Source organism: Micromonospora sp. NPDC049374, assembly GCF_040677165.1.
Classification (GTDB): Bacteria; Actinomycetota; Actinomycetes; order Mycobacteriales; family Micromonosporaceae; genus Micromonospora.
Genome location: NZ_JBFAQH010000029.1, coordinates 1 through 25,092, shown reverse-complemented (window position 1 = coordinate 25,092; position 25,092 = coordinate 1). Strand labels below are relative to the sequence as shown.

General features: G+C 73.1%; 22 protein-coding genes. 11 read left to right on the top strand and 11 right to left on the bottom strand.

The window, feature by feature from the left end; translation table 11 throughout:
- Positions 1-58: 58 nt before the first annotated feature.
- The 4 genes from AB0J93_RS29220 to AB0J93_RS29205 are packed head-to-tail and all read left to right on the top strand — an operon-like array spanning position 59 to position 6,121.
- Positions 59-703 (top strand): ATP-binding cassette domain-containing protein, encoded by a 645-nt coding sequence (locus AB0J93_RS29220; protein ID WP_363925560.1) that lies wholly within the window; start codon positions 59-61, stop codon positions 701-703.
- Positions 700-1,980 (top strand): extracellular solute-binding protein, encoded by a 1,281-nt coding sequence (locus tag AB0J93_RS29215; protein ID WP_363925559.1) that lies wholly within the window; start codon positions 700-702, stop codon positions 1,978-1,980. The genes AB0J93_RS29220 and AB0J93_RS29215 overlap by 4 nt, the downstream gene beginning before the upstream one ends.
- Positions 1,977-3,740 (top strand): ABC transporter permease subunit, encoded by a 1,764-nt coding sequence (locus AB0J93_RS29210; protein WP_363925558.1) that lies wholly within the window; start codon positions 1,977-1,979, stop codon positions 3,738-3,740. The genes AB0J93_RS29215 and AB0J93_RS29210 overlap by 4 nt, the downstream gene beginning before the upstream one ends.
- Entirely contained in the window at positions 3,737-6,121 is a 2,385-nt protein-coding gene (locus tag AB0J93_RS29205; RefSeq protein ID WP_363925557.1) for a tetratricopeptide repeat protein, read from the top strand. The genes AB0J93_RS29210 and AB0J93_RS29205 overlap by 4 nt, the downstream gene beginning before the upstream one ends.
- A 9-nt stretch (positions 6,122-6,130) precedes the next feature.
- Here AB0J93_RS29205 and AB0J93_RS29200 read toward each other — a convergent pair whose 3' ends face one another.
- The gene (locus AB0J93_RS29200; RefSeq protein WP_363925556.1) at positions 6,131-7,681 is read right to left on the bottom strand and encodes a PLP-dependent aminotransferase family protein; all 1,551 of its coding nucleotides are present in this window, start codon (positions 7,679-7,681) and stop codon (positions 6,131-6,133) included.
- A gap of 58 nt (positions 7,682-7,739) precedes the next feature.
- Here AB0J93_RS29200 and AB0J93_RS29195 point away from each other — a divergent pair, with 58 nt between their 5' ends.
- Positions 7,740-8,351 (top strand): LysE family translocator, encoded by a 612-nt coding sequence (locus AB0J93_RS29195; protein WP_363925555.1) that lies wholly within the window; start codon positions 7,740-7,742, stop codon positions 8,349-8,351.
- Positions 8,352-8,368: 17 nt separating this feature from the next.
- Complete coding sequence (locus AB0J93_RS29190) at positions 8,369-9,061, top strand: phenylalanine--tRNA ligase beta subunit-related protein (protein ID WP_363925554.1); 693 nt, start codon at positions 8,369-8,371, stop codon at positions 9,059-9,061.
- Between the two features lie 104 nt (positions 9,062-9,165).
- Here AB0J93_RS29190 and AB0J93_RS29185 read toward each other — a convergent pair whose 3' ends face one another.
- Together AB0J93_RS29185 and AB0J93_RS29180 are read right to left on the bottom strand one after the other, a co-directional pair.
- Positions 9,166-9,768, bottom strand: a complete 603-nt coding sequence (locus tag AB0J93_RS29185; protein WP_363925553.1) for an MBL fold metallo-hydrolase — start codon at positions 9,766-9,768, stop codon at positions 9,166-9,168.
- A gap of 117 nt (positions 9,769-9,885) precedes the next feature.
- Positions 9,886-10,428 (bottom strand): MarR family transcriptional regulator, encoded by a 543-nt coding sequence (locus tag AB0J93_RS29180; RefSeq protein WP_363925552.1) that lies wholly within the window; start codon positions 10,426-10,428, stop codon positions 9,886-9,888.
- Positions 10,429-10,535: 107 nt separating this feature from the next.
- Between AB0J93_RS29180 and AB0J93_RS29175 the strand changes: the two genes are divergently transcribed.
- Both AB0J93_RS29175 and AB0J93_RS29170 read left to right on the top strand, forming a co-directional pair.
- Positions 10,536-12,149, top strand: a complete 1,614-nt coding sequence (locus AB0J93_RS29175; RefSeq protein ID WP_363925551.1) for an LLM class flavin-dependent oxidoreductase — start codon at positions 10,536-10,538, stop codon at positions 12,147-12,149.
- Positions 12,150-12,162: 13 nt separating this feature from the next.
- On the top strand, positions 12,163-12,585 hold the full coding sequence (locus AB0J93_RS29170) for an archease (protein ID WP_363925550.1): 423 nt from the start codon (positions 12,163-12,165) through the stop codon (positions 12,583-12,585).
- A gap of 47 nt (positions 12,586-12,632) precedes the next feature.
- Here the strand turns inward: AB0J93_RS29170 and AB0J93_RS29165 are convergent, their stop codons facing one another.
- On the bottom strand, positions 12,633-14,051 hold the full coding sequence (locus AB0J93_RS29165; protein WP_363925549.1) for an RtcB family protein: 1,419 nt from the start codon (positions 14,049-14,051) through the stop codon (positions 12,633-12,635).
- A 303-nt stretch (positions 14,052-14,354) separates the two neighbouring features.
- Between AB0J93_RS29165 and AB0J93_RS29160 the strand changes: the two genes are divergently transcribed.
- A complete protein-coding gene (locus tag AB0J93_RS29160) occupies positions 14,355-14,906 on the top strand; it encodes a DUF1772 domain-containing protein (protein ID WP_363925548.1) in 552 nt (183 codons plus the stop codon).
- On the opposite strand, the gene AB0J93_RS29155 is transcribed toward AB0J93_RS29160, so the two are convergent.
- From AB0J93_RS29155 to AB0J93_RS29135, 5 genes are all read right to left on the bottom strand, one after another.
- Positions 14,872-15,741: a sugar ABC transporter permease gene (locus AB0J93_RS29155; RefSeq protein ID WP_363925576.1), complete on the bottom strand. Its 870-nt coding sequence runs from the start codon at positions 15,739-15,741 to the stop codon at positions 14,872-14,874. The genes AB0J93_RS29160 and AB0J93_RS29155 overlap by 35 nt on opposite strands.
- An 83-nt stretch (positions 15,742-15,824) precedes the next feature.
- Positions 15,825-16,859, bottom strand: a complete 1,035-nt coding sequence (locus tag AB0J93_RS29150; RefSeq protein WP_363925575.1) for an ABC transporter ATP-binding protein — start codon at positions 16,857-16,859, stop codon at positions 15,825-15,827.
- A 17-nt stretch (positions 16,860-16,876) separates the two neighbouring features.
- A complete protein-coding gene (locus AB0J93_RS29145) occupies positions 16,877-18,202 on the bottom strand; it encodes a sugar ABC transporter substrate-binding protein (protein ID WP_363925574.1) in 1,326 nt (441 codons plus the stop codon).
- Positions 18,203-18,204: 2 nt separating this feature from the next.
- The gene (locus tag AB0J93_RS29140) at positions 18,205-19,059 is read right to left on the bottom strand and encodes a carbohydrate ABC transporter permease (protein ID WP_363925547.1); all 855 of its coding nucleotides are present in this window, start codon (positions 19,057-19,059) and stop codon (positions 18,205-18,207) included.
- A gap of 22 nt (positions 19,060-19,081) precedes the next feature.
- Positions 19,082-21,871 (bottom strand): exo-alpha-sialidase, encoded by a 2,790-nt coding sequence (locus AB0J93_RS29135; protein WP_363925546.1) that lies wholly within the window; start codon positions 21,869-21,871, stop codon positions 19,082-19,084.
- Between the two features lie 153 nt (positions 21,872-22,024).
- Between AB0J93_RS29135 and AB0J93_RS29130 the strand changes: the two genes are divergently transcribed.
- Entirely contained in the window at positions 22,025-22,888 is an 864-nt protein-coding gene (locus AB0J93_RS29130) for a pentapeptide repeat-containing protein (RefSeq protein WP_363925545.1), read from the top strand.
- A 60-nt stretch (positions 22,889-22,948) separates the two neighbouring features.
- On the opposite strand, the gene rnhA is transcribed toward AB0J93_RS29130, so the two are convergent.
- Positions 22,949-23,428 (bottom strand): ribonuclease HI, encoded by a 480-nt coding sequence (rnhA, locus tag AB0J93_RS29125; protein WP_363925544.1) that lies wholly within the window; start codon positions 23,426-23,428, stop codon positions 22,949-22,951.
- Positions 23,429-23,484: 56 nt separating this feature from the next.
- On the opposite strand from rnhA, the gene AB0J93_RS29120 reads away from it, so the two are divergent.
- On the top strand, positions 23,485-23,673 hold the full coding sequence (locus AB0J93_RS29120) for a hypothetical protein (RefSeq protein ID WP_363925543.1): 189 nt from the start codon (positions 23,485-23,487) through the stop codon (positions 23,671-23,673).
- Here AB0J93_RS29120 and AB0J93_RS29115 read toward each other — a convergent pair.
- Entirely contained in the window at positions 23,667-24,923 is a 1,257-nt protein-coding gene (locus AB0J93_RS29115) for a lycopene cyclase family protein (protein ID WP_363925542.1), read from the bottom strand. The genes AB0J93_RS29120 and AB0J93_RS29115 overlap by 7 nt on opposite strands.
- Between the last annotated feature and the right edge of the window lie 169 nt (positions 24,924-25,092).

The following is a 25,092-nucleotide window of genomic DNA, read 5'->3' as shown; positions in this document are numbered from 1 at the left end:
GCACCGAGCGTGGTTTCCCTGTGACAGGCTGGGATGACGACGAGGGGCGCCGGAGGTGATGGTCACGTTACGCACGCACGACCTCGTTGCCGTGCCGGACATGTCGCCGCTCGACCTCGACGTGGCCGTCGGCGCGACGGTCGCCCTGGTCGCCCGGCCCCGGCCGGCCACCGCCGTGGCGCGGGTGGTGGCCGGGCTGGCCGCGCCGGTCACCGGCCGGATCCTGGTCGGCGGCCGCGACGTCACCGACCTGCCGCCGCTGCGCCGCCGCATCGGGTACGTGCCGGCCGGTGGTGCCCTGCTGCCCCACCTCACCGTCGGGCGCAACATCTCCTACGGTCAGCGCCGACGCCAGTGGGTACGTGACGTTGCCGAGGGCTGGGCGGCCGTCCTGGTCGACCGGCTCGAACTCGCCCCGACCCTGGGTCTGCGGCCGCACCTGCTGTCCGAGGCGCAACAGTTCCGGGTCGCGCTCGCCCGGGCCATGGCCTGTCTGCCCGAGGTGCTGGTGGTCGACCTGCCGGCCCCGGTCGACGGGGTGTGCCTGCCGGACCTGCTCCGGCGCACGGCGCCGCCGGACGCCCCGGGCGTGACGGTGCTGCTCTGCTCGGCCGAGGAGGAGGTGCTGGGCGGCGTGACCGAGCGGGTGCCCGTAATCGACGATGTCCCGCCCGGTCCGGTCCAGCCGACGGTGCGGGCATGACCGGGGTCGGGTTGCGTCGCCGTACGCTGCTGGGTGCCGCGGCGGCGGCCACGGTCGCGGCGGCCGGGGGCTGCGGGCAGGGGCGCCGGTCGGTGCAGGTGGCGGTCGTCTGGGCCGGCGGCGAGCTGGCCCGGTTCCGGGAGGTGGTTGCCGGCTACCCGACGACCGTGCAGGTGGTCGGTGTGGGCAACGACATCGACGCGTTCCTGACCGCGCGTCGCGCCGCCGGCACCAGCCCCGACGTGGCGATCCTGCCCCGCCCTGGTCTGGTGGTCGAGTACGCCCGGCGGGGCTGGCTCAGCGAGGTGGCCCCGGCGGTCAGTTACACCGCCCCGGCCGGCATGAGCGACCTGCTCAGCGTCGCAGGGCGTCGCTACGGTGTCTGGGTCAAGGCGGCGCACAAGTCGCTGTTCTGGCATTTTCCGTCGACACTGACCGAGCCGCCGAGGTCCTGGGACGCGCTGGTGAGCCTGACTCGCCGGCTCGGCGAACGGCACCGGGCCGGTGCGGGCCCGGCCCCGCTGGCGATCGGTGCCGCCGACGGTTGGGTGCTCACCGACTGGTTCGAGAACGTGCTCGGCGACGTCGCCGACGTGGACCTGTACGAGGCGTTGGCCCGTGGTGAGGCCGACTGGCGGAGCCGGCCGGTGCAGTACGCGCTGGAGCGGCTCGCCGAGCTGTGGAGTGTGGACGGCGCCTTCCCGGGCGGGGGGCGGCGGGCCCTGCTCACCCAGTTCGAGGAGTCGATCATCCAGGTGGTGTACCACCGCGAGGCGGCCATGGTGTTCGGGGCCGACTTCGTCGACGCGGTGGTCGCCCGGTTCCGCCGTGGTACCGAGCCGCTGGCCACCTTCCGTTTCCCCGGTGCCCGGGTGGCCGACCAGCCGCTGATCGTCGGCGGCGACGCGGCGGTGGCGTTCGCCGGCTCCAGCGACGGGGCGGAACTGGTGCGCTGGCTCAGCGACGCGGTGGCCTTCCTGCCGTGGCTGGACGCCGGCGGCTACCTCTCCCCCAACCTCGCCGTACCGGTGGACAGCTACCGCGACCCGTTGCGCCGACGCCTGGCCGGCGAGCTGCGCGCCGCCGACACCGTGCAGTTCGACCTCTCCGACCAGCTGCCCGGCACCTTCACCGGCACCGACGGGGTGGGGATCTGGCGGATAATGCAGGACTTCTTCATGAACGTGACCGACGGGGTGCCGGCCCGGGAGGCGGTCCGCCGGGCCACCGGGCAGCTCGCCGAGGCGGCAAGGGCGACGGCGGGGGGCGGCAGGTGAGCCGGGGCCCGCTGCTGGGCGAGCTGGCGGTGCTCGACGATGTCGGGCCACCCCGACGCGGCCGGGCCTACCCGGCGGCCGGCGTCAGCTGGGCGCTGCTGGCACCGGCGGTGCTGCTGCTCGGCGGCCTGCTGGCCTGGCCGGTGCTGCGTACCGTGCACGCCAGTGTCACCACCGACGGCCGCTGGGTGGGCGTCGAACACTACCGGGCCGCCCTCGCCGCCCCCGGCACCGCCGCGGTGATCGGGCGCACCCTGCTGTGGGCGCTGCTGGTACCGACGGTGGTCACGGTCCTGGGCTATCTGCTCGCCGCAGCCTCCCGGCGTTCCCAGGAGGGCTGGCTGGTCCGGCTCATCCTGGTGGTGCCGACCGCGCTGCCGCTGGTGGTCACCGGCGTGACCTTCCGGCTGCTCTACGATCCCGACCCGGAGCGCGGGCTGGCCACCCTGCTGCTGGCCCGGGTGACCGGACGCGACCCGGAGCAGCTGCCGCAGCTGCTCGGGCCGGACCTGGTCACCGTGGCGGTGATGTCGGCGTTCGTGTGGGCCTGGGTCGGACTGGCGATGCTGGTGTTCCGGGCCGCTCTCGACGCGGTGCCGACCGGCCTCGTCGACGCGGTCCGGGCCTTCGGCGGCACCCGCCGCGACGTGCTCTGGGACGCGCAGTGGCGACCACTGCTGCTGCGTACCGTCGCGGTGGTTTTCGCCCTGGTCGCCGTCGGCACCAGCCGCACCTTCGACCTGATCCTGGTGATGACGCCGGGTTCGGTGCGGGACGAGGCGGCGGTGCTCTCGCTGCGGATCTGGCAGACCTCGGGTGCGACGACCACCGGCGAGGGTGCCGCCCTGGGCGTCGTCTGGCTGGTCGCGGTGACCGCCGGCATGCTGGTGGTGGCCCTGTTCGTCCGGCAGGCGTGGCCGCCCCCGCAGCAGCCGGCGGGCAGCGCGGTGACCGCGTCGCCACCGCGGCGGCTGGTCCGGCTGCTCGCCGCGGGCGCGGCGATCGCCTGGCTGCTGCCGCTGGGGGTGCTGGCGGCCACCTCGTTGCAGAATCCGGTACGGGCGGCCACCGGCGGCTGGTGGTCCGGCCCGCCGGGTCTGGACTCCTACCGGGCCGTGCTCGGCGGCGCGGAGCTGTGGCGCAGCCTCGGCTTCACGCTGGTGCTCGCCGTCGTCGTCACCGCCGCGGTGCTGGGCGTCGCGCTGCTCGCCGCGTACCCGCTGGCCTGGCTGACCGGGCCGGCCGCCCAGGTCACCGGGCTGGTGCTGATGGCCGCGGTGGTGGTTCCGGTGCAGGTGATCGCCGGCCCGCTCAACGAGGTGCTCGGCCTGGCGCTGTCCTCCGGCACAGCCCGTGGGGTGGCCCTGGTGCACATCGCCCTGGGTGTTCCGTTCGCGGTGCTGGTGTTGCGCAACTCCTTCGCCGACCTGCCCGCCGAGCAGGTCCGTGGCGCCCGGATCGGCGGGCGGCACTGGTGGGGCACGTTGCGCCGGTTGGCCCGGCACAACCGCACCGCGCTGGTGGCGGTGGCGGTCCTGGAGTTCGTGCAGGTGTGGAACGACCTGGTGGTGGGTCTGCTGTTCAGCGGGCCGGACGCCGCCCCGCTCGGGTTGTTCCTCGCCTGGCAGACCCGTGGCTTCGTGGCCGGTAGCGGCACCCTCGCCGCCGGTTGCGTGCTCGCCTCGATCCTGCCGGTGCTGGTGTTCGTGCTGGCCCGCCGGCAGGTGGTCGCCGGGTTGGTCGCCGGGGGTGTGCGGTGAGCGGGTCCGCACCACGGCAGGCTGGCCGGCGGTCACGGCTGCTGAGCGTGCTGCTGGCTGCCGGCGGGGTGGTCGGCGCCGGGATCAGCGCCGTGCTCGGCAACGTCACCGGCAACCTGCTCTCCGAGTTGTCGCTGACCGTCCTCGGCTCGGCGAGCCTGGGCCTGGCGGCGCTCGGGGTGGCCGCGTCCTTCCTGGTGGAGTGGCGGCGACGGCAACGCGAGCAGTTGCTGGCCGGCGAGGAGGCCGAGGCCCAGGCGGGCAGCAGCGCACCGACGCTGCCCTGGCCGGCCGGGTACACCGGCCGGCAGGGCCAGGCGGAGGCGGTGGTGGCCATGCTCGCCCCGGAACACGCGGTGGCGGTGGTGGGCCGGCGTGCCGTCGGTACCTCCTGGTGCGCGATCCAGGCGGCGAACCTGAGCCGCGCGGACTTCCCCGACGGGCAGTACTATCTCGACCTGCGCCGAGGTGGCCGGGCCCGCTCGCCCCGGGAGGTGCTGGCCGCGCTGGCCCGCATCGTCGGCACCCGGGCACCCCGGTCCGGTCGATCGGACGACCTCGCCGACGCCGCCGACGAGCTGCGCGGTCAGTTGGACGGTCGCAAGGTGCTGCTGGTGCTGGACAACGTGGACTCACCGGCACAGGTCCGGCCGCTGCTGCCGCCCACCGCCCGGACCTGCCGGCTGCTGCTGGCCGGCACCGGCCGGCTCGCCGCGGTCGACGGGGTGGTGGCGTACTGGCTGGCCGAGCCGGACGTCGACGATGCGGTGGAGATGTTCGCCGACGCCGGAGCGGCCACCGCGGTGGCCCGCCCGCACCGCCCGGACCCGCGCTCCGACCCGGCGGTCCGGACCATCGTCGAGCTGTGCGGACGGCAGCCGCGCGCGGTGACGGAGCTGGGACGGCGCAGCGCACAGCACGGCTGGCGGCCTGCCGACGTGCTGCACGCGCTGCACCGCGCCGCCGACACACCTCCGCACCAGCGGGTGGGCGTGTCACCGGTGGCGGCGCTGGTCACCGCCCGCGACACCGCGTACCACGCGCTCAGTGGCGAGGCTCGCCGGCTGTGGCGACTGTTGTCGCTGAGCCGGGTGCCGCTGGACCGGGCGACCATCGCCGCGCTCGCCGGACGCCGACCGCACCGGGTCGCCGCCCTGCTGGACGAGCTGGCCGACGGCGCTTTCGTCGTCGGCGCGCCCGGTGACCGGTACGAGGTTCGTGTGCTGCTCGCCGGGTACGCCCGGATGCATCTGCGCGAGGCCGAGCCGGTGCACCGGCGGGTCACCGTGCAGGCGCGGCTGACCCGGCATCTGGCCCGCCGGGCCGAACAGCAGGTTGCTGCCCTGGCGACCGGTGCGCTCGACCGCAACCATCGCCTGCCCGACGACGATCCGTACGGCTGGTTCGACCTGCATCAGGAGTTGCTGCTGGCGGTGGTGAAGGTGCCGGTCGGCGCGGTGGAGACGCTGCCGCGCCGGGTGCGGGACTGGTGGTTCCGGCTGGCCGTGGCGCTGTGTGGCTGGCTCGCCCACACCGAGCGGCTCGACGAGTGGGAGGACGTCTGTCGGACGGTGCTGGCCAACCCCACGGCCCAGGACCGGCCGGAGATCGCCGGTTGGGCCCACAACGAGCTGGGCGTGCTGCGTCGCCGCCGGCACGACCCGTACGGCGCGGTGGCCGCGCTGAGTCTGGCGGTGGCCGGGCAGGGCCGCCGGGGCACCGCCCAGGCGCGGATGAATCTCGGGCTGGCCCTGCTCGACCTCGGCCGCACCGACGAGGCGGTGGAGCATCTGGAGCTGTCGCGGCGGCACCGGGCCAGCGCCGACCGCGCCGGTCAGGCGCTCAGCGACCTCGGGCTGGGTGCGGCGAGGCTGGCGCGGCACGAGCTGGAGACCGCGCACGACCTGCTGGTACGGGCGGCGAACTCGTTCCGTTCGCTGGGCGACGCACGCGGCTACGCGGCGGCGTTGACCAATCTGGTGCTGGTCCACTCGGCGATGGGTGAGCACCTCGACGCGGCGCAGGCGTGGCGGGCCGCGCTGCGCGAGTACGAGTCGCTCGGTGACCCGACCAACCGGGCGGTGGCGCTGCTCAACGCGGGCGTGGCGTTGCTGGGCGTGGCGCCGGGGCAGGCCCGTCAGGCGTACGGACTGCTGGCCGAGAGCTGGCGGTTGCGCGAGGGTGGCCGCCCGGATGCCGGGCTGGGCCGGACGCTGTTGCACCTGGGCGACGCGGCGGCGGCGCTCGGCGACGACGAGGAGGCCCGTGGGCACTGGGCGGACGCGGCGGCGATCTGCGAGGTGGCCGGGGACGACGACGGCCAGCAGGCGGCCGACGCCCGCCTGGCCGGTGAGCGCCCGGCCGAGCCGCGCCCGGGGTGACCGCGGCGGCTACCCGTGTTGCACCGCCGCGACGGTGGCGATTCCCGCGTCGATGGCCGAGGCGGTGTTGGCCGCGTAGCCCAGCACCAGGCCGGGCCGGTAAGGGCGCAGGCAGTGCCAGGACAACGGCTGCACCTTCACCCCACGCGCCAGCGCCGCCGCGGCGAGTTCCGTGTCGACCACGTCGCTGTCGAGGGTGACCGTCAGGTGCAGCCCGGCCGCCGCGCCGTGCACGGTGGCTCCCGGCAGGTGACGGGCCAGGGCGGCGGTCATCGCGTCCCGGCGGCGTACGTGCCGCCGGCGCAGCAGCCGCAGTTGCCGTTCCAGCGCCCCGGAGGTGAGCAGCTCGGCGAGCACGAGTTGAGGCAGGACGGCGTTACCCAGGTCGGCGTTGCGTTTGGCGGCCACCACCGCGTCCCGGTAGCGGCGGGGCACCAGCAGCCAGCCGATCCGCAGCGCCGGTGCGAGCAGCTTCGACACGCTGCCGGCGTAGCACACCTGCTCGGGCAGGGTGGCCCGCAGCGCGGGCACCGGCGGGCGGTCGTAGCGGTGCTCGGCGTCGTAGTCGTCCTCGATGACCAGGCCGCCCGTGCGGGTCCAGTCGGCGAGTTGGCGGCGTCGTTCGCCGTCGAGCACCGCGCCGGTCGGGAACTGGTGCGCCGGGGTGAGCATCACCGCCGGCACCCCACTGGCCGTCAGTTCGTCCACTCGCACACCGGCGGCGTCCACTCGGATCGGCACGGTGGTCATCCGCCAGTTGTCGAGGTGCTGACGGACGCCGAGCGAGCCGGGATCCTCCACGCCGACCGTGGTCACTCCGTCGTCGCGCAGCGCCTGGGCCAGCAGGCCGAGCGCCTGGGAGACCCCGGTGGTGATGATGACCTCGGCCGGGTCGACACCGATGCCCCGGCTGCGGGCGAGCCATCCGGCGACGGCGCGGCGCAGGGCCGGCGTGCCGCACGGGTCGCCGTAGCCGAGGTCGGCGGCGACCAGCCGGCCCAGCACCGCCTTCTCGGCCCGCAACCAGTCCTGCCGGGGAAAGGCCGCCAGATCGGGTACGCCGGGCGTGAGGTCGATGTGGGCCGGGATGGTGCGTACGGTGTCGAAGATGTCGGTGTCGGGTGCGGCGCGGAACACGGCGGCCGGATCGGCCACCCGGGCCGGCGACGTTCCGCCCGCCGGCTCGACGGCCGGGCTCGTCGCCGTGAGCGCGCTGGCCACGACCACCGTGCCGGCGCGGCCCCGGCCGGCGACGTGCCCGTCCTCCATCAGACGCTGGTACGCCTCCACCACCACGCCGCGCGACACCCCCAGGTCGGCGGCGAGGGTCCGGGTGGCCGGCAGCCGGGATCCGACGGGAACCACGCCGTCGGCGATCGCCCGGCGCAGCCGGTCGGTGAGCCAGGTGGCCCGGCCACCCGGCGGCGCCTGCCCGACGTCCAGGTGCAGGAAGTCCGCCCCGGCGTTGAGGGTCGGCTCCGCCGCCGGGTGAGCCGTCCGGCCCGGATCGGTCCCGACCGTTGTGGACCTATCGGTGGGTGCGGTTTTGGCACTGCTCATCGGACCATTGTGGCGGCAGGGTGGTGGTGAACCCATCGCCGACCAGGGAGCAGTTCTCGTGACCGTCGCATTCCTGCTGACCACGCTCGTGGTGGTCGTGACCCCGGGCGCCGGGGTGCTGTTCACCCTCTCCGCCGGGCTGACCGGTGGGCACCGGGCCGCCCTGCTCGCCGCCGCGAGCGGCACGTTGGCCACGTTGCCGCACCTGGTGGCGGCGGTGACCGGGCTCGCCGCGCTGCTGCACTCCAGCGCGCTCGCCTTCGACCTGATCAAGTACCTGGGCGTGGGCTACCTGCTCTGGCTGGCGGTGGCGACGTTGCGCGAGCGGGGCGCGTTCACCGTCGACGACAACGGCCCCGCCCGGCCGGCCCGGCAGATCATCGGCTCGGCGGTGGCGATGAACCTACTCAACCCGAAGCTGACGATCTTCTTCGTCGCGTTCCTGCCGCAGTTCGTCCAGCCCGGCAGCCCGGGTGCGCTCGGCCGGATGCTCGGCCTGGGCGCGGTCTTCACGGCGACGACCCTTGTCGTCTTCGTCGGCTACGGGCTCGGTGCCGCCGCGGTACGTCGGCGGGTGCTCGACCGCCCTCGGGTGGCCGACTGGCTGCGCCGGTGCTTCGCCGGGTCGTTCCTGGGGCTCGGGCTGCTGCTGGCCCGCGCCGAGGCGTGAGCGGACCGGAGCCGGACATGTTCTTCCAGCACTCATCACAGGTGTGGGCACAACACCCCACGCTCGTCGCCGGTGTGCTGTACGCCGAGGGCGTCGCCGGAGCGCCCCGCGCCGAGCTGCCGCTGGCCGAGTTGCTCGGGACGGCCCGCCGCAGGCTCGACGGGACCACCGAGGCGGCGTTCGCGGAGATCCAGGCGTGGCGGCGGGCGTTCGCGCGGATGGGTCTGGCGCCCACGCGGTACCGGTGCGCGGCGGAGTCGCTGCTGCGGCGGCTGCGCACGGCCGGCGATCTGCCGAGGGTGCACCCGCTCGTGGACCTCGGCAACGCCGTCTCGGCCGCGTACGCCGTGCCGGTGGGGATCCTCGACGTCGACCGGTGTGGTGGCGGCATCGAGGTACGGCCGGCCCGGGGCGACGAGCGCTACCTGACCTTCGGCGGGGTCGAGGAGCATCCCGAGCCCGGTGAGGTGATCTTCGCCGATCCGCTCGGTCGGGCACACGCCCGACGTTGGACCAACCGGCAGAGTGGCTGGTCGGCGGTGCGCGACGACACCGACACCGTCCTGGTGGTGGTCGAGGCGATGCACCACCGGGCGGACCGCGACGTGCCGGCGGTGCTCGACGCGCTCGCCGCCGGTCTGCGGCACGGCTGGGGCGTCTCGGCGCGCATCAGCATGTTGACCCCGGACGAGCCTCGGTTCGCGGCGTAGGCCGGTGTCGGGGCCTGCGGTCGTGCCGAGTTCCGGCGGCGGCCGGGGAGGCGGTCCGAGACGGCCGGCACGGGGCGGCCGTCCCGGACCCGGTTCCGCACCGGTCAGCGGGTCTCGCCCGGCGCGAGGTAGCGGTAGCCCGGCACGGTCTCGCCGAACCAGCCGTTGACGCTGGCCAGGCCACGCTCGTTGAGTTGGGCGTCGTGGATCGGCAGGACCTCGGGCGCACCGACCCCGACCGCGAAGTCGATCGCCTCGGTCAGCTTCAGCCAGGACGCCTGCGCGGGCACCAGCAGGGTCCGCACCGGCCGGTCCGGCGGGGCCAGCGAGTCGCCCGGGTGGTAGACCGCGTCGGCCACGAGGTAGCCGAGATTCGGGCAGTCGGGCTGCCCTCCGTGGATGGTGGCGTGCCGTCCGCCGATCGCGGTGACATCGAGGCCGGCGGCGGTGAAGCGCTGCCCCGGGCGCACCCGGGTCACCGGCAGCGGTGCCAGGTCCGGCAGGGCGGCACCCTCCGGTGCGAAGACCGGTACACCGAGGCCGGCGAGCCGGAGCACGTCGATGTGGTCGGTGTGCTCGTGACTGACCAGTACGGCGTCCGCGCCGACCAGTGCCCGCGGTTCGCTCCAGGTGCCCGGGTCGATGACGAGCACGACGCCGTCGTGTTCGAGCCGGACGCAGGAGTGCGTGTACTTCGTGATCCGCATCCCGGGACGGTACGCCGACGAACCCGCCGCCGGGTGCCGGTGCTCGCCGGCGCTGCCTCCGCTGCCGGCTGCCCGCTGCCGCGCTACGTCAAGCCCGACGTCAGGTCCGGGCCGATGTCAGGTCCGGGGCGGGCGCCGCCGCCCGGCGCTGGCACGTCCGGCCGGCGGTCGCTCCGCCGCCGCCTCGACCACCTGGCACAGGTCGGTGAGCGGGTCGACCGCCTGCGCCGCGCAGGCCACCCGTTGCAGCAGGTCCCGCAGGGTGCCGGCCTGCTCCGGCGACAACTCCCGCAGCAGGCGCGACTCGACCGTGCCGAGGGCCTCGCGGCGGTGCCGGGCGGCCGCCCGGCCGGTCTCGGTGAGGGTGACCAGGCGGCTGCGCCGGTCCGCCGGATCGGGTCGGCGCAGCACCAGCCCGGCTTCCTCCAGGTCGTCGATCAGGTACGTCAGCACGGTGCGGTCGATGCCCAGTTCCTCGGCGATGGCGCCCTGGTTGCGGGCCGGTTCCCGGTCGGCCGAGGTGAGCACCTGGTATCCGCGGGGCCCGCCGGGCAGGTCCCCAACGGCATGGTCGGCGGCGCGGATGTAGGCGCGGAAGACGACACCGAGCATCCAACCGAGGTCGTCGTTGATCGGGTCACTGGCCCGGGCACCGCTCATCCACCCACGATAGCGTAGGTCACATATTTTCTTGGGCAATGATGTTCTGTACGACATAACATTTCCCCTGCGGTGGTACGCGCCGCAGGACCGGAAGGACGGCCGAGATGAGCGACTACGGGCACCCACTGACCTTCGGGTCGTTTCTCACGCCCGGCAACGCCGACCCCACGCGGCCGGTCGGCCTGGCCATGCTCTCCGAACAGGTCGGGCTCGACCTGGTGACGTTCCAGGACCATCCGTACCAGCCGGCGTTCCTGGACACCTGGACACTGCTCAGCTTCGTCGCGGCCCGCACCGAACGGGTACGCCTGTCCGCCAACGTCACCAACCTGCCGCTGCGCCCGCCCGCCGTGCTCGCCCGGGGCGTGGCCAGCCTCGACCTGCTCAGCGGCGGCCGAATGGAACTCGGCCTTGGCGCCGGCGCGTTCTGGGACGCCATCGAGGCCATGGGGGGCCGACGCCTCTCCCCGGGGCAGGGGGTGCGCGCCCTGGAGGAGGCAATCGAGATCATCCGCCAGATCTGGGACGTCGACGCCCAGGGCGGCGTCCGGGTCTCCGGCGAGTTCCACCGGGCGGTCGGTGCCAAACGCGGGCCAGCTCCCGCCCACGACGTGGGCATCTGGCTCGGCGCCTACAAGCCGCGCATGCTGGCGTTGACCGGACGGCGGGCGGACGGCTGGCTACCCTCGCTGGCCTACCTGCAACCCGGCGATCTGGCCCGGGGCAACACCATCATCGACGAGGCCGCCGCCGGTGCCGGACGCTCCCCCGCCGACGTGCGTCGGCTGCTCAACGTCAACGGACGGTTCGCGGCCACCGGACGTGGCCCGCTGGACGGTCCGGCCGAGCAGTGGGCCGAGGAACTCGCCGACCTGGCCCTCACGGAGGGGATCAGCACTTTCATCCTGGCCAGCGACGATCCGGACGACCTGCGGCGGTTCGCCGCCGAGGTGGCACCGGCCACCCGGGAACTGGTCGCCGCCGAACGCGCCGACCCCCCGACCGGTGCCCCGGCCGACCGGACCCGCACCGGGGCCGACCCGGCCGGCGCCACCGGCGGCACGCGCCGCCACACCACGTCGGCCGGGCCGACCGGCCGCCCGGCCCCGGTCGGTGCGGCACCGTTCGCCGTGGTGCCGACACCCGATGACGGCGTACGCCGCAGCGACGTGCGGGTGTGGGACGAGGCCGCCCGACCGGCCGGACCCGCCGCGGAACCGCAGCGCACCTACACGGCGCACGACCAGGCGAGCGCGCAGCACCTGATCGACGTGCACGACGGTCTACGCGCCGAGCTGGCCCAGATCCACGACCTGATCGAGCAGGTCGCGGCCGGTCTGATCGACGTGGGTACGGCCCGCTCGCACATCAACACGATGACGATGCGGCAGAACAAGTGGACGTTGGGCACCTACTGCGAGTCGTACTGCCGGGTGGTCACCACCCACCACACGATCGAGGACCGGTCGCTCTTTCCGCACCTGCGGCGGGCCGACCCACGACTCGCACCGGTCATCGACCGGCTCGAGGAGGAACACCACGCCATCCACGACGTGCTGGAGGGCGTCGACCGGGCGCTTGTCGCCTTCGTGGCCACCCAGGACGGGATGGCCGACCTGCGCGCCGCGGTGGACCTGCTCAGCGACACGCTGCTGTCCCACCTGTCGTACGAGGAACGCGAACTGGTCGAACCGATCGCCCGACTCGGCGCGCACTAGGCATCATCGGGGAATGCAGCCAACCCGGGGGCACCGGTGCGTACCACACACCGCCGACGTGCGGATCGAGGCGTGGGCACCGGACCGGGCCGGCTGTGTGGCCGAGGCCGTCGCCGCGCTGGTCGGGTCGTTCACCGAGGCCGACGGGGCCCCGCCCCGCGCCGAGCGGGTGTTCCACGCGCCGCCCGCTGCCGACGAGGACCTGCTGGTGGCCGTCCTCGACGAAGTGATCTTCCGAATGGAGACGACCGACGAGTTGCCGCTGGCGACCGAGGTGATCGACGACGGCGTCGACGGGCTGCTGGTGCGCTGGCGCACCACCGCCACCACCGACCTGGACCTCACCGGCGCGGTGCCCAAGGCGGTCTCGCTGCACGAACTGCGCTTCGGTCCGGACGGAAACGGCTGGTCCTGTGCGGTGACGCTGGACGTGTGACGTCACCCGCCCGCCGACACCGGCACGACCCCCCGGTCAGCTGCTGCTCAGCCCTTGACCACACCGAGCGGCACCAACCGGGCCACCTTTCGGCACAGGCCGGCGCCCTCGGCGGCCTCGACGACAGCCGCGATGTCCTTGTACGCCGACGGCATCTCCTCGGCCAGGCCGCGCCGCGACGCCCCGCGCACCGCGATGTTCCGCGCCGCCAACTGGGCACGCGGGTCGGTGCCCTGGCCCGCGGTCACGGCCTGCTTGCGACTGCGCACCCGGCCCGCCCCGTGGCAGGTGGAGGCCCAGGCCGGCGAACCGCTCACCCCGGTCAGCACGTACGAGCCGGTGCCCATCGAGCCGGGGATGAGCACCGGCTGGCCGGCGCCGCGCAGCTCGTCGGGCAACTCGGGGTGCCCGGGCGGCAGGGCCCGGGTGGCGCCCTTGCGGTGGACGCAGAGCCGCCGCGCGACACCCGCCACGACATGCTCCTCGAGCTTGGCGAGGTTGTGCGAGACGTCGTAGACCAGGTCGAGTCGTCGCCCGGTCTGCCGCTGGAAGACCTGGCCCGCCGCGTGGGCGAGCAACTGCCGGTTGGCCCGCGCGTAGTTGGCCGCAGCCGCCATCGCGCCCAGGTAGTCGCGTCCTTCGGCGGAGGCGACCGGTGCACAGGCGAGTTGCCGGTCCGGTACCCGGATGCCGTGCCGATCCATCACCCGCTCCATGACCCGCACGTGATCGGTGCAGATCTGGTGGCCCAGGCCCCGCGAACCGCAGTGGATCATTACGCAGACCTGACCGGTACGCAGCCCGAACGCCTCGGCCACCGGCTCGTCGTACACCTGCTCGACGGCCTGTACCTCCAGGAAGTGGTTGCCGGAGCCGAGGCTGCCCACCTGGCGCGCGCCGCGCTCGATCGCCCGGTCGCTGACCTGGGTCGGGTCGGCCTCGTCCACCGCGCCGTGGTCCTCGCACCGGTCCAGGTCCCGCTGCACGCCGAAGCCACGCTGCACCGCGTACCGGGAACCGCCGCGCAGCACCGCGTCCAGCTCCTCGCGGCTGGTCAGCTGCCACACCGCCCCGCTGCCCATGCCCCTGGGGGTGGCCGCGCTGAGCCCGTCCAGCACCGCGTCCAGGCGCGGTCGTAGTTCGTCGCGGCCCAGGTCGGCGACGAGCAGCCGGACCCCGCACGAGATGTCGAATCCGACCCCGCCCGGCGAGACGACACCGCCCGCCTCGACGTCGGTGGCGGCGACCCCGCCGATCGGGAAGCCGTAACCCCAGTGCAGGTCCGGCATCGCGTACGAGGCGTCGACGATGCCGGGCAGGGTGGCCACGTCGGCGACCTGTTCCAGCGACCGGTCCGCCGCCGGGTCGGGCAGCAGGGACCGGGACGCGAAGACCACTCCCGGCACCCGCATCGGGTCATGCCGCTCGATCCGGAACCGGTACGGCGACTCCTCGACCACCTCCATCGGGGGCAGCTACCCGGGTTCGGCGCCCCTACACCTGCCGGCCACCGGCAGCACACCCTCGTCGCCTCCGGACGTGCCGCACGGCCACCGCCGTACGTCGAGGAGCGACCCCCATCCGCGTCGCCGGGCGGCAGACGACTCACCGGCACCGCCCTACCGTCGGTGTCGACTTCCGCGGTCGGATCGAGGCGGGGTCCAGGCCGTTCAGGCGACAGGCGGCCAGGCACTTCGACCCTGACGCTGACCTCGGCGGCACCGCAGACGGACCGCGCTCGGACGGGCGCCGAACCAATAGGAGGACCGGTGTCTCGCAGCAGATTGACCTGGATCGGGCTGGTCGCGCTGACCTGGGCGGCGATGATGTCGTTCGGAGGCGTGGCGGCCGAGACCGTGATGCTCTACCCCAACATCTTCCACGACGCCCCGGCATCGCTGGAACGCGCCCGCGACTTCCTGACGGTCAGCGGCCCGAGCGACTACTTCCCGCCGCTCGGCGCCTCGGTGGTGCTGCTCGGCGTCGCCACCACGGTACTCACCTGGCGAGATCACCGACTGCGGTGGTGGGTCGCCGCCGCGACGATGGTCTTCATCGCGTGTGAGTTCCTGTTCTCGGTCGTCTTCTTCTGGCCCCGCAACGAGATCATGTTCGTCGACCCGGTCGGCGTCCACTCACCGCAGTACCTGCGCCAGGTGGCGGAGGAGTTCGTCGCCGGGCACCGGGTACGGCTCGCCGGTGGCGCGGTGACCGCCGCGCTGGCCTTCACCGCTCTGCTGCGCTGGGCCCGTACCACCGCAGCAGAGCCGGGGACCCGTACCACGGTCACACCTGGTAGAAGCGACGGTAGCGGCGGATGAGCCGCCACTGCACGAGCACCGCGGCCACGGTCAGCAGCATCATCACCAGAGTCGCCGCCGCCGCGTAGCCGTACCGCAGGTACTCGAACCCGGTCTGGTAGACGAAGAGCGACAGGTAGGTGGTGGCGTACGGCGGGGGGCCGCCGTCGGTCACCACGAACGCCGGCACGAAGGTGAAGTGCAGGCTGGCCACGGCGTCGCGGACGGCCAGCAGGGCGAGCACCGGAGCCATCAGCGGCAGGGTGATCCGGCGGAAGACGTCCCAGCCGGTGGCGTCCTCGATGGCGGCCATCTCGTACACGTCACGGGGCAGCGCCCGTCGGGCGGCCAGCAGCACCACGAAGGTCTCCCCCATGGTGAACAGGCTCATTAGGATGATCCCGGCGCGGGCGCTTGTCGGGTCGGTCAACCACTGCGGCGGCGTACGCCCCAGCGCGGTCAGCCCGTGCTCCCCGCCGACCCGCAGCAGTTGGTTGATCGGCCCGTACAGCGGGTTGAACAGCCACAGCCAGAGCAGGCCGTACGCGATCTCCGGCACGGCGGTGGGCAACAGCGCGGCGGTGCGGGCGGTGCCGACGCCGACCGCCCGACGGTGCAGCAGCAGCGCCAGGCCCAACGCCAGCAGCACCCGCAGCGGTACGGCCACCAGCGCGAAGACCACCGAGTTGAGCAGCGCCACGCGGAAGATCGGGTCGTCCAGCAGGGCGGCGAAGTTGTCCAGCCCGGCCCAGGTCGGGCGGCGCAGCAGGTCGTAGTCGGTGACCGACATGCCGAGCGTGACCAGGGCGGGCACCAGCACCAACCCGACCAGCCCGATCAGGTACGGCGCCAGCATCAACGCCAGCTGCCGCCGCGCCCGGGTGTCCGGGCCGCGCACCGGCCGGCCCGCCCGCCGGCCGGGCGCCGCGCCGCTGGCGCTCACGGCTGGTACCGGCGGCCGGTCGCGGTGTGGAACAGGTGCGTGTCGGCCCACCGCAAGTCGAGGCGTACCGACGCGCCCCGCTCGGGCCGGCGGGCGGCCGGCACCCGGGCGACCACCTGTTGCCCGGCGGCGAGGCTTAGGTACGCGAAGGCGTCCTCCCCGATCACCTCGACCCGGTCGACGGTGGCGGGGGTGCCCTCGGCCGCGTCGAGGGCGACCACCTCGGGTCGGAACCCGATCTCCAGCGGCTCGTCTGTCAGGGTCGGCGCGTCGCCTCGTGGTCGCAGCGGGCCGTCCGCCGGCAGCAGGTTCATCGCCGGTGAGCCGACGAACCGGGCCACGAAGCTGCTCGCCGGGGTGCGCCAGATCTCATCCGGGGTGCCCACCTGCTCGACCCGTCCGTCGCGCAGCACCGCGATCCGGTCGGCGAGCACCAGCGCCTCGGTCTGGTCGTGGGTGACGTGCACCATGGTCGCCCCGATCCGGTCGTGCAGGGCCCGCAGCTCGGTCCGCATCTCGGCGCGCAACGCCAGGTCCAGGTTGGACAGCGGCTCGTCGAGCAGGAACACGTCCGGTTCGCGGACCAACGCCCGGGCCAGGGCGACCCGTTGACGTTCCCCACCGGAGAGCTGCCCGGGCCGGCGGTCGAGCAGCCCGGCGCAGCCCACCGTCGCGGCCGCCACCCGGGCCCGCTCGCGTGCCAGCCGACGTGGGGTGTCGCGTACCTCCAGCCCGAAGGCGATGTTCTCGACCACGGTCAGGTGCGGGAACAGGGCGTACGACTGGAAGACCATCGACACGTTGCGTCGGCCGGGTCGTTCGTCGGTGACGTCGCGGTCGGCGATGCGGACCCGACCGGCGGTGACCGGTTCCAACCCGGCGACCACCCGCAGCACCGTCGACTTGCCGGCACCGGAGGGGCCGAGGACCACCAGCAGTTCGCCCCGGGCGACGCTGAGGTCCACCTCGTGCAGCACGGTGGTGTCGCGGTAGGCGGCGCTTACCTGGTCGAGGACGAGCCCGTCGCGCACGCCGCCGCCTCGCTCGTTCACCCGTTCTCCCCTCGGGCGAACATCGGCCGACTCTTGACGTCCAGTTCCCGGATCACGTTGTCGAGCTTGTCGCCGCGGTGCACGGCGTTCTCCAGGATGCCGTAGCTGAGATCCTCGATCTCGGGCCAGGTGGAGACGGTCGGCAGGGCCCGGACGGTGGGGATGGCGTCGAGGAAGACCTGCGAGTTGCGGGGTGGCTGGTCCGGGTCCAGGAACGCCGGTGAACGGGACACCTCCATGTGCGACGGCACGGTACGCCCGGTCGCGGCGATGATCCGCTGTCCCTCCTCGTCCATCGCGTACTCCATGAACCGCCACGCGGCGTCCTTGTTCCGCGACCCCCGGGTCATGCAGTACGCGTCGGAGTGCAGCACCCCGACCGGCTGCCGGTAGACCGGCAACGGCGCGACGTCCCACTCGAAGCCGCTGATGGTGCGGAAGTTGGTGGTGGCTCGGCGGGAGGTCATCAGCATGGCGAGCCGGCCGTTGAGGAAACGTGACTCGTCGTCCTCCGCCTCCACCTCGGCGTCGCTGGGCACCACCCCGTACGCCTGCCGCAGGTCGACCAGGTTCCGCAGCGCCTCGCGGGCGGCCGGGCCGTCCAGGGTGAGCCGGGTCGGCCGTTCGGGGTCGTCGACGATCTCACCACCGTTGGACCACACCAGCGGGGCCAGCCGGATGATCGACGGCTCCACACCGAGCCCGTGCACGGCGGGCAGCCGAGCAGCCCCCTCGGCCTCGGTGCCCTTGATCACCAGCCCGCGGTCGTCGCGGGTCATCAGGGTGGCGGTGGCGACGAGGTCGTTCCAGGTCCAACCGGCCGTCGGCTCGGGCACCCCGAACTTGGTGAACAGGGTGCGGTTGTAGTAGACGGCGAGGCTGGAGACGTTCTGCGGCAGGCACAGCTGGGCACCCTCCCACTGGAACGCCTCCATCGCGACCGGGTAGTAGTCGGCCGGGTCGAGCACCGACGAGGCGGCGATCCGCTCGTCCAGTGGCTCCACCACCCCCTTGGCGGCGAACTGGCCGTAGAAGCGGTAGTTCATCAGGAACAGGTCCGGGGGTGCGCCGCCGGCGACCGAGGTGGCGAGCCGGGCCAGCAGGTCCTTGCGGTCGCTGGCCTCGATCAGCTGGATCCGCTCGCCGGCTCGGGCCTGCTGGTACGCCTCGATGAGGGTGCGGTACGCGGCCAGTTCCTCCGGAGCGCCGAACACCAGCAGCTTCACCGGATCACCGGCCGACGACCCGCCGCCGGAGCCGCAGCCGGTGAGCGCGAGCAGGGCGCTCAACGCGAGGGCGGACAGGGATCTTATTCGCACGATGGTCAGTCCTCGGATCGGTCGTCGTGGTGCAGGAAACGCCGCTGCGCCAGGGCGAAGACCACAAGTGCGGGCACCGTGGCGATCACCGCCCCGGCCAGGAAGACGGGAAAGTTGGTCGGATCCAGCAGGGACAGCGACCGCAACGCCAGCGGCAGGGTGAACAGGTCACGGTCGTAGACGTAGACCAGCGGGTCGAGGAAGTTGGACCAGGTCAGCACGAAGGTCAGGGCGGTCAGTCCGGCCGTCACCGGACGCACCAGCGGCAACGCGAACCGCCACCAGGTACGCAGCGGCGACAGGTCCTCCACCAGGCAGGCGTCGTACAGGTCGGCCGGCAGGGCTCGGAAGGCCAGGTAGTAGACCAGGACGTAGAGCGGTGAGGTGCCCAGCATCGCCGGCGCGATCAACGGTACGAGGGTGTCGGTCAGCCCGAGCAGCCGGAAGATCGCGAAGCGGGGCACCAGCAGGGCGGTCGCCGGCACCATCAGCGCGACGAGTGAGGCGGCCACCACTACGGCGGTGGTGCGTGGGGCGATTCTGGCCAACGCGAAACCGGCCAGTGCGGCGACGAGCACGCTCAACGGCACCGCCACCACGGCGACGAGCACCGAGTTGAGCGACGCCCGCAGCAGGCCACCGAGGTCGAGGGCGCGCTCGTAGCCGGTGGTGGAGAGCGGTTCGGGTACCAGCTGCGGCGTCGGGGACGGCGGTAGGCCGGGCTCGGTGAGGGAGCCGGAGACCAGCAGCAGCAGGGGCGGAACAAAAACCAACAGGACGAAGGCCGCGCCGAGCGTACGCCACAGTCGGGCGGCCCGCTCGGGCAGCGGCGAGGGGCCGCGGGTGCGGCCCCTCGCCAACGTTGTGCCGATGATCGTGTCCCTACTTCAACTTCATCTTCCAGGCGCCGAGGCCGTGCGAGGCAGCGTAGAGGATCCGCTCGCCGGGCACGATGGTCAGCCCGGCCACCTCGACGTTGGGCATGCCACGGGCCGCCTTGGTCCAGGACTTCTTGCCCTTGGGCAGCAGCAGCACCCCGAAGTCGGTGGAGGCGTACAGGTCGCCGGTGACGTCGTCGCGGACCAGATCGGTGATCGGCTGGTCCCCGAAGTCGTACGACCGGTCGCTCCAGGTCGCCCCGTCGGCCGTGGCCGTCACCTCGAACGCGTGGCCGGGCGTGGTCGGCGTGTTCGATCCGTACCCGCTGTAGGAGATCCACGCCCGGGCCGGGTCGGCCGGGTCGATGTGGATGCTTGTGACGAAGCGGTTCGGCGTGGTGGCGGAGTCGACCCGGGTCCAGGTCACCGCGGCGGCCGGCTCGGCGTCGACGTTACGGCTGACGAAGACCCGGCCGGTGCTGGTGGCCGCCCAGGCGGTGGAGCTGTCGGAGTCGACCCGCTGGATGACCGACACCGCACCGCCGGCCCGGTCGCCCCAGCCGGCACCGGTCAGGTTGGTGGTGCCCAGCGGCTCCCAGTCACCGCAGTCCTCCTCGTAGGTGCCGGTCCAGGAGTTGCAGATCCGGTCGGCCTCGGCCAGGCTGCGGTCGCCCAGACCGAAGGTCTTGGTGCGGTACGCCGACAGTCCGGTGCCGGCGAACATGGTGCCGCTGACCTTCGGGTCGCTGATCACCGGTGCGTAGAACAGGCTGCCCGGCTGGCCGAAGATCGGGTCGGCGGTCCAGATCCAGCTCGCGATGTCACCGTTGGCGAAGCTCACCTCGGGCGAGACGTCGTAGTACGTGTGGAACCGGAACTCGGGGCGGGCGACGTCCCAGCCGGAAGCCCCGCCGTCACCGATCATCGTGTTGACCCAGCGCTGACGCTGGCCCTTGTTCTCCCAGGTGCCGTTGTCCTGGGTACCGCCCTGCAACAGGTTCACGTCGTGCGGGCTGGCCGAGAGGCTGATGAACTGCAGCGTGTTCATGCCCTTGTTGACGCCGTCCAGCTTCGACGGGATCCTCGACAGCATCTGCCGGCAACGCTCCCGCTGGCCCTCCTTGGTCAGGTTCCGGTCCGGGTTGTCGCACCAGGACGAGCGGTCGACGAACTCACCGCTGGACCGCATCACGCCGCCGTCGCTGGCCTCGAAGAACTGGTACGGGTTACGCGGGTTGGTGACCAGGTCGTGCTGGTCGGGGTGCAGGCCGTTGGGGTGCAGTTCGTCGGTGCCGTCGTAGGTCATGTCGGTGCCGCTGACCCCGGCGTCGGTGGAGAGGATCACGGCCCGCTTGTTGGCCACCGTCTCGCCGTACAGGTAGGAGCCGCCGGTGTAGACGATGTCGGGGTGCCCCGCCGGGGTGTGCACGAACACGTCGTACCAGCACTGTCCGGTGCACTGGTTGTAGGTGGCGAAGCCCGGATCGACCGGGTTGGAGCTGGTCAGGTCGGTGAACGTCGGCGAGCCCGCGGCCACGTCGTCGCTGCGGAACAGCCGCGAGTACGGGGTGCCGGTGTTGCCCTCGTAGACGTACATCCGGGTCTTGCCGCCGGGCAGGGCGGTCACGTCGATCGCCGCGCGGGTCTGGAACATCGCGGCGTTGAGGGACGGCTTGATCTGCGTCCAGGTCGCCCCGGCGTCGGACGAGCGCCACACGCCCCGGCCGTACGAGCTGGCGTAGACGATGTCGGCGTCGCGGGGGTCGAGCTTCACCTGGCGTACGCCGCGCGGCGAGCAGCTGGTCGTGTTGTTGTACTCGGCGGCGTTGCCGGTGCAGGCCGTGGCGTCGGCCGAGCCGTTGTGGATGAACTTCCAGCTCTTGCCGCCGTTTGTGGACTTGTACAGGCCCCACTTCTCGGCGTCCGGCACCGGCCGGGTGACCCCGGTGCAGCAGGAGCTGGACATGCCGCGCAGCGCCGTTGTGGTGGCCACGTAGAGAGTCTTGGGGTCACCGGGCTCGATGGTGATCTCACCGATGCCCTTGCCGCCGAGGACGTCCTTGCCGAGCGGACCCGACCAGGTCAGGCCACCGTTCGTCGACCGGTACAGGCCGACGCCGGCGACGCAGCCGGAGCCGCAGGTGTTGGCCTCGCCGGTGCCGACGTAGATGGTCAGGCCGGTGCGGTCGTTACGGTCGATCGTCACCGCGCCGGCGGCGTTGATGCCCAGCGGACCGCCCAGGTAGAACCACTTCGGTTCGGCGGCGAGGATGTTCAGGGTGCCCCAGACGCCGCCACCGGCCGGGGTCACGTACGCCCGGCAGAGCAGCTTGGAGCAGTCGGGGCTGATGTCGATCGAGGTGACCCGACCGCCGGCGACGTACTCGTTGGGCACGTAGTTGAAGGCGTTGCGGTACTCGGTGAACGGGTAGAGCGCCTCGCTCGGGCCGATGTTGGTCCACTGCCGGCTGCCCTTGAACCGCTTGTCGGCCGCCTTGAAGGCCGCCTTGGACCGGTCCTGCTGGGCGATGGTGATCGCGTCCGCGGGGTAGGCGCGCTCCAGGAACGCCTGCTGGGCCGCGCCGCCCGGCCCGTCGGGGGACATACCGCTGTCGCCCGGAACGGCTCGGCGCAGCCGCTCCAGGTGGGCGCCGAGCGCGTTTGGCATCTCCCCGCCGACCGCGACGGGTGCCGGCACCTCGGCACCGGCGTAGTGAATTCCGACCAGGCCGGTCGACGCCACCAGGGCACCGACCGCCAGACCAACAAGAAGATGGCGACGTCTACGCTTCACGAGGGTTCCTCCGGCATGACGGCGTCACCGCAGCGCGGCATCCGGATTGGCGACCGTCGCTGGCAGCGTCCACGCAGGAATATGTCAGAGAGATCCACCCCAGGCAATAGAGCTGTCAGACGTAATGAACCGCCGCGAGGAGGGAAGGATCGGATGTCCGAGGAGGGTGGGCCGGCCGGCGGCGAGTTGCGGGCCGACTGTGCCCGCTGCTTCGGCCTGTGCTGCGTCGCCCCCGCGTTCGCCGCGTCGGCCGACTTCGCGCTCGACAAGCCCGCCGGCCAGCCGTGCCGCAACCTGGGGGCGGACTTCGGCTGCACCATCCACGCCGAGCTGCGCGAACGGGGTTTCCCCGGCTGCACCGTCTTCGACTGCTTCGGTGCGGGTCAGCGGGTCGCCCAGGTCACCTTCGGCGGGCGGGACTGGCGTGGCGAGCCACAGCACGCGCGGCGAATGTTCGACGTCTTCGCGGTGATGCGCCCGCTGCACGAGCTGCTGTGGTATCTGACCGAGGCGCTCGGGCTGCGGCCACCGGTCGAGCTGCGCGGGCCGTTGGCCGCCGCGCTCGCCGAGACCGAGCGGCTGGCCGGCGGTGACCCGGAAACGCTGCTCGCCCTCGATGTCGACGCGCACCGGGCAACAGTCAACGAGTTGCTGTCGCGTACCGCCGACCTGGCCCGCGCCCGCGGCGGAGCCGGCGCCGACCTGCGCGGCGCCACGTTGGTGGGCCGCGACCTGCGCCGCACCACCCTGCGCGGGGCGAACCTGCGGGGCGCGTTGCTGGTCGGCGCCGACCTGCGCGGAGTGGACCTGGCCCGGGCCGACCTGACCGGCGCGGATCTGCGCGGGGCAGACGTGCGCGGGGCCGACCTGTCCGGCGCCCTCTTCCTGCACCGGTCGCAGGTCGACGCCGCCCGGGGCGACCTGCGGACCCGGTTGCCGGGGCGGATCAGTCGCCCGGCCCACTGGTCGCAGCTGCCGCTCGCCCCAAGGGCGTCGCGGCGCGGCCGGCGCCGCTGACCGGTACGAAACGACGTCCGGCGCGGCCCGGAACGGCGCGGCCCGGGACAGCGCGATCGGTCAGCGGCGGACTGCCGCGGCGCCCTGCCGCGCCTCGTTCATGCCCTGGTTGGCCAGCGCGTCGGCCCGCTCGTTCTCCGGGTGCCCGTTGTGCCCCTTCACCCACAGCCAGGTGATCTGATGCCGGGCGCAGGCCGCCTCCAGCCGCTGCCACAGGTCGGCGTTCTTCACCGGCTGCTTCGCGGCGGTCAGCCAACCATTGCGTTTCCAGGACGCCAACCAGCTGGTGATGCCGTTGCGCACGTACGTGCTGTCGGTGTGCAGCTCGACGGTGACCGGACGGGTCAGGCTCTCCAGCGCCTCGATGGCGGCGGTCAACTCCATCCGGTTGTTGGTGGTCGGGCTCGCCTCCCCGCCGCACAGCTCACGCTCGTGGGAGCCGTAGCGCAGCAACGCGCCCCAGCCACCCGGGCCGGGGTTGCCGCTGCACGCCCCGTCGGTCCAGATCCGCACCACCCGGCCGGCCGTCTCGTCCACCATGCCGGCAGACCCTACCGGCCGCGGCCCCCCGGGTCGCTCGACGGGCCGCCAGTGCGGTGTCCAGGAACGTTTGCGGTGTCGCGGCGAGGTCCAGGCGGCGATCCGGCAAGGCGCTGCGCTTCTACCGACGGCTGCACGCCCGCACCGTCGACGAGATCGACGTGCTCCGGCTGGACGGCCCACAACTTCAGGCGCTCGCCGCCGGCCGTCACCGTCGCGAGGCTGACCACGCCGCGCCTCAGTGACCTGGGTCGTCGACGTTCGGCGGTTCGGGGTCGACGACGGCCGGCGGCACGGTCCACGCCGGGCGGCGCGACGGCGCGAGCCGGTCGCGTATCCGACCGGCGGCATCGGCGACGGTGGCGGTGATCATCGGTCGGAGTCGGGTGGAGCGCATCACCGCGAGGTCCTCGGCGACGGTGGTGTCACCGTCGAGGAAGCGCAACACCCGGCTGGCCGGGTTGCGGTCGAAGAGGCGACCGAAGAACTCCGGACCGTTGACCAGGCCATCGTCCAGTGCCCGCAACGCGACCGCGTCCATCCACCGATGTCGGTCGGGGTAGGCGGGTGCCGGCACCGGCGGCCGGCCGGCGGCGACCGCCCGGGCCACCTGGTCAGCCTGACGGTGCATCGCCGAGAAGGTGAATCCGGTCGAGGGCCGGGTGGCACCGCCGGCTGTGCCAAGCCGCACCACCCGGGGCGATGGCCGGGCCACGAACGGGCCGTCGGTCATCGGGATGACACCGTTCTCGACCTCGGTCACGGTGAGCCGCGCCGGATCGAGACCGAGCAGGTCGCGGTATCCGGCCAGCGCCGCGTCGTACGCCGCTCCGGTCAGCAGATCGGGTGAGAACTCGGTGTACTCGACAAGCGCGTACCGACTGTCGACGGGCAACACGTAGCCGAAGGAGACACCCCGGGTGGGCTGCGGGGTGCGAAAGTCCATCAGGACCGCCCGCGCCGGGTCGAAAACCGGCCGGTCGGCCGTCAACCACCAGCCCCGGAAGTGCTGCAACCAATTGGTGCGCCCGAGTCGGTGCGGTGGCCGCGGCCGGGAGTCCAGCAGCCAGCGGGCCCGTAGCAGCGGTCGACCGTCGACGGCACGCACCAGCACCCGTTCACCATCGTCGTCGACGCGGCCGGCAGCGGCGACGACCCGGGTCGCACCCAGGCGCCGCTCCGCCTCGGCGGCCCGCTCGTAGATCGGGCCGGAGCGCAGCATCGCGTACCGCAGGGGCGTCAGGTCCAGGGCGCGGTGCGCGCCGGGCGTGACCACCTCGACGCGGGACCAGCTGGCGCTGAGCAACTCGTCCAGGTCGTTGCCGGGCTGGCCCCAGAACGCCCAGGTGCGGTCCTGTCCACGTCGGTGCACCGGGTCGACGACGGCGATCCGCACATCGCGTACGCGATGCCGGGCCAACGCGGCCAACACCAGCGACGCCGCGCCACCCCCACCTACCAGGGCGAGATCGACGTCGACCGGCGGGGAGTCCATCCGATCACGCTGCCACACCCGCCGGCCGCTCGGATGAGCAGGGGCGGTGCCGGGTTCTTCGGGCATACCAAAGACCGCTGGCCGGCACCCTGGTTGGGTGCCGGCCAGCGGTCTTGTTCCCCCTGTGGAGGAATGTCTTCGGTTGTCAGCTGTTCCAGTGTTGGGTGAC

Excerpts from the sequence above, each read along its gene's own strand:
- AB0J93_RS29170 (WP_363925550.1), top strand. The coding sequence starts at position 12,163 with ATGCAGCCAACCCGGGGGCACCGGTGCGTACCACACACCGCCGACGTG.
- AB0J93_RS29215 (WP_363925559.1), top strand. The coding sequence starts at position 700 with ATGACCGGGGTCGGGTTGCGTCGCCGTACGCTGCTGGGTGCCGCGGCG.
- AB0J93_RS29180 (WP_363925552.1), bottom strand. The coding sequence starts at position 10,428 with ATGAGCGGTGCCCGGGCCAGTGACCCGATCAACGACGACCTCGGTTGG.
- rnhA (WP_363925544.1), bottom strand. The coding sequence starts at position 23,428 with ATGGTGGACGAGACGGCCGGCCGGGTGGTGCGGATCTGGACCGACGGG.
- AB0J93_RS29115 (WP_363925542.1), bottom strand. The coding sequence starts at position 24,923 with ATGGACTCCCCGCCGGTCGACGTCGATCTCGCCCTGGTAGGTGGGGGT.
- AB0J93_RS29175 (WP_363925551.1), top strand. The coding sequence starts at position 10,536 with ATGAGCGACTACGGGCACCCACTGACCTTCGGGTCGTTTCTCACGCCC.
- AB0J93_RS29220 (WP_363925560.1), top strand. The coding sequence starts at position 59 with ATGGTCACGTTACGCACGCACGACCTCGTTGCCGTGCCGGACATGTCG.
- AB0J93_RS29165 (WP_363925549.1), bottom strand. The coding sequence starts at position 14,051 with ATGGAGGTGGTCGAGGAGTCGCCGTACCGGTTCCGGATCGAGCGGCAT.
- AB0J93_RS29155 (WP_363925576.1), bottom strand. The coding sequence starts at position 15,741 with ATGCTGGCGCCGTACCTGATCGGGCTGGTCGGGTTGGTGCTGGTGCCC.
- AB0J93_RS29130 (WP_363925545.1), top strand. The coding sequence starts at position 22,025 with ATGTCCGAGGAGGGTGGGCCGGCCGGCGGCGAGTTGCGGGCCGACTGT.
- AB0J93_RS29185 (WP_363925553.1), bottom strand. The coding sequence starts at position 9,768 with ATGCGGATCACGAAGTACACGCACTCCTGCGTCCGGCTCGAACACGAC.
- AB0J93_RS29190 (WP_363925554.1), top strand. The coding sequence starts at position 8,369 with ATGTTCTTCCAGCACTCATCACAGGTGTGGGCACAACACCCCACGCTC.
- AB0J93_RS29200 (WP_363925556.1), bottom strand. The coding sequence starts at position 7,681 with ATGAGCAGTGCCAAAACCGCACCCACCGATAGGTCCACAACGGTCGGG.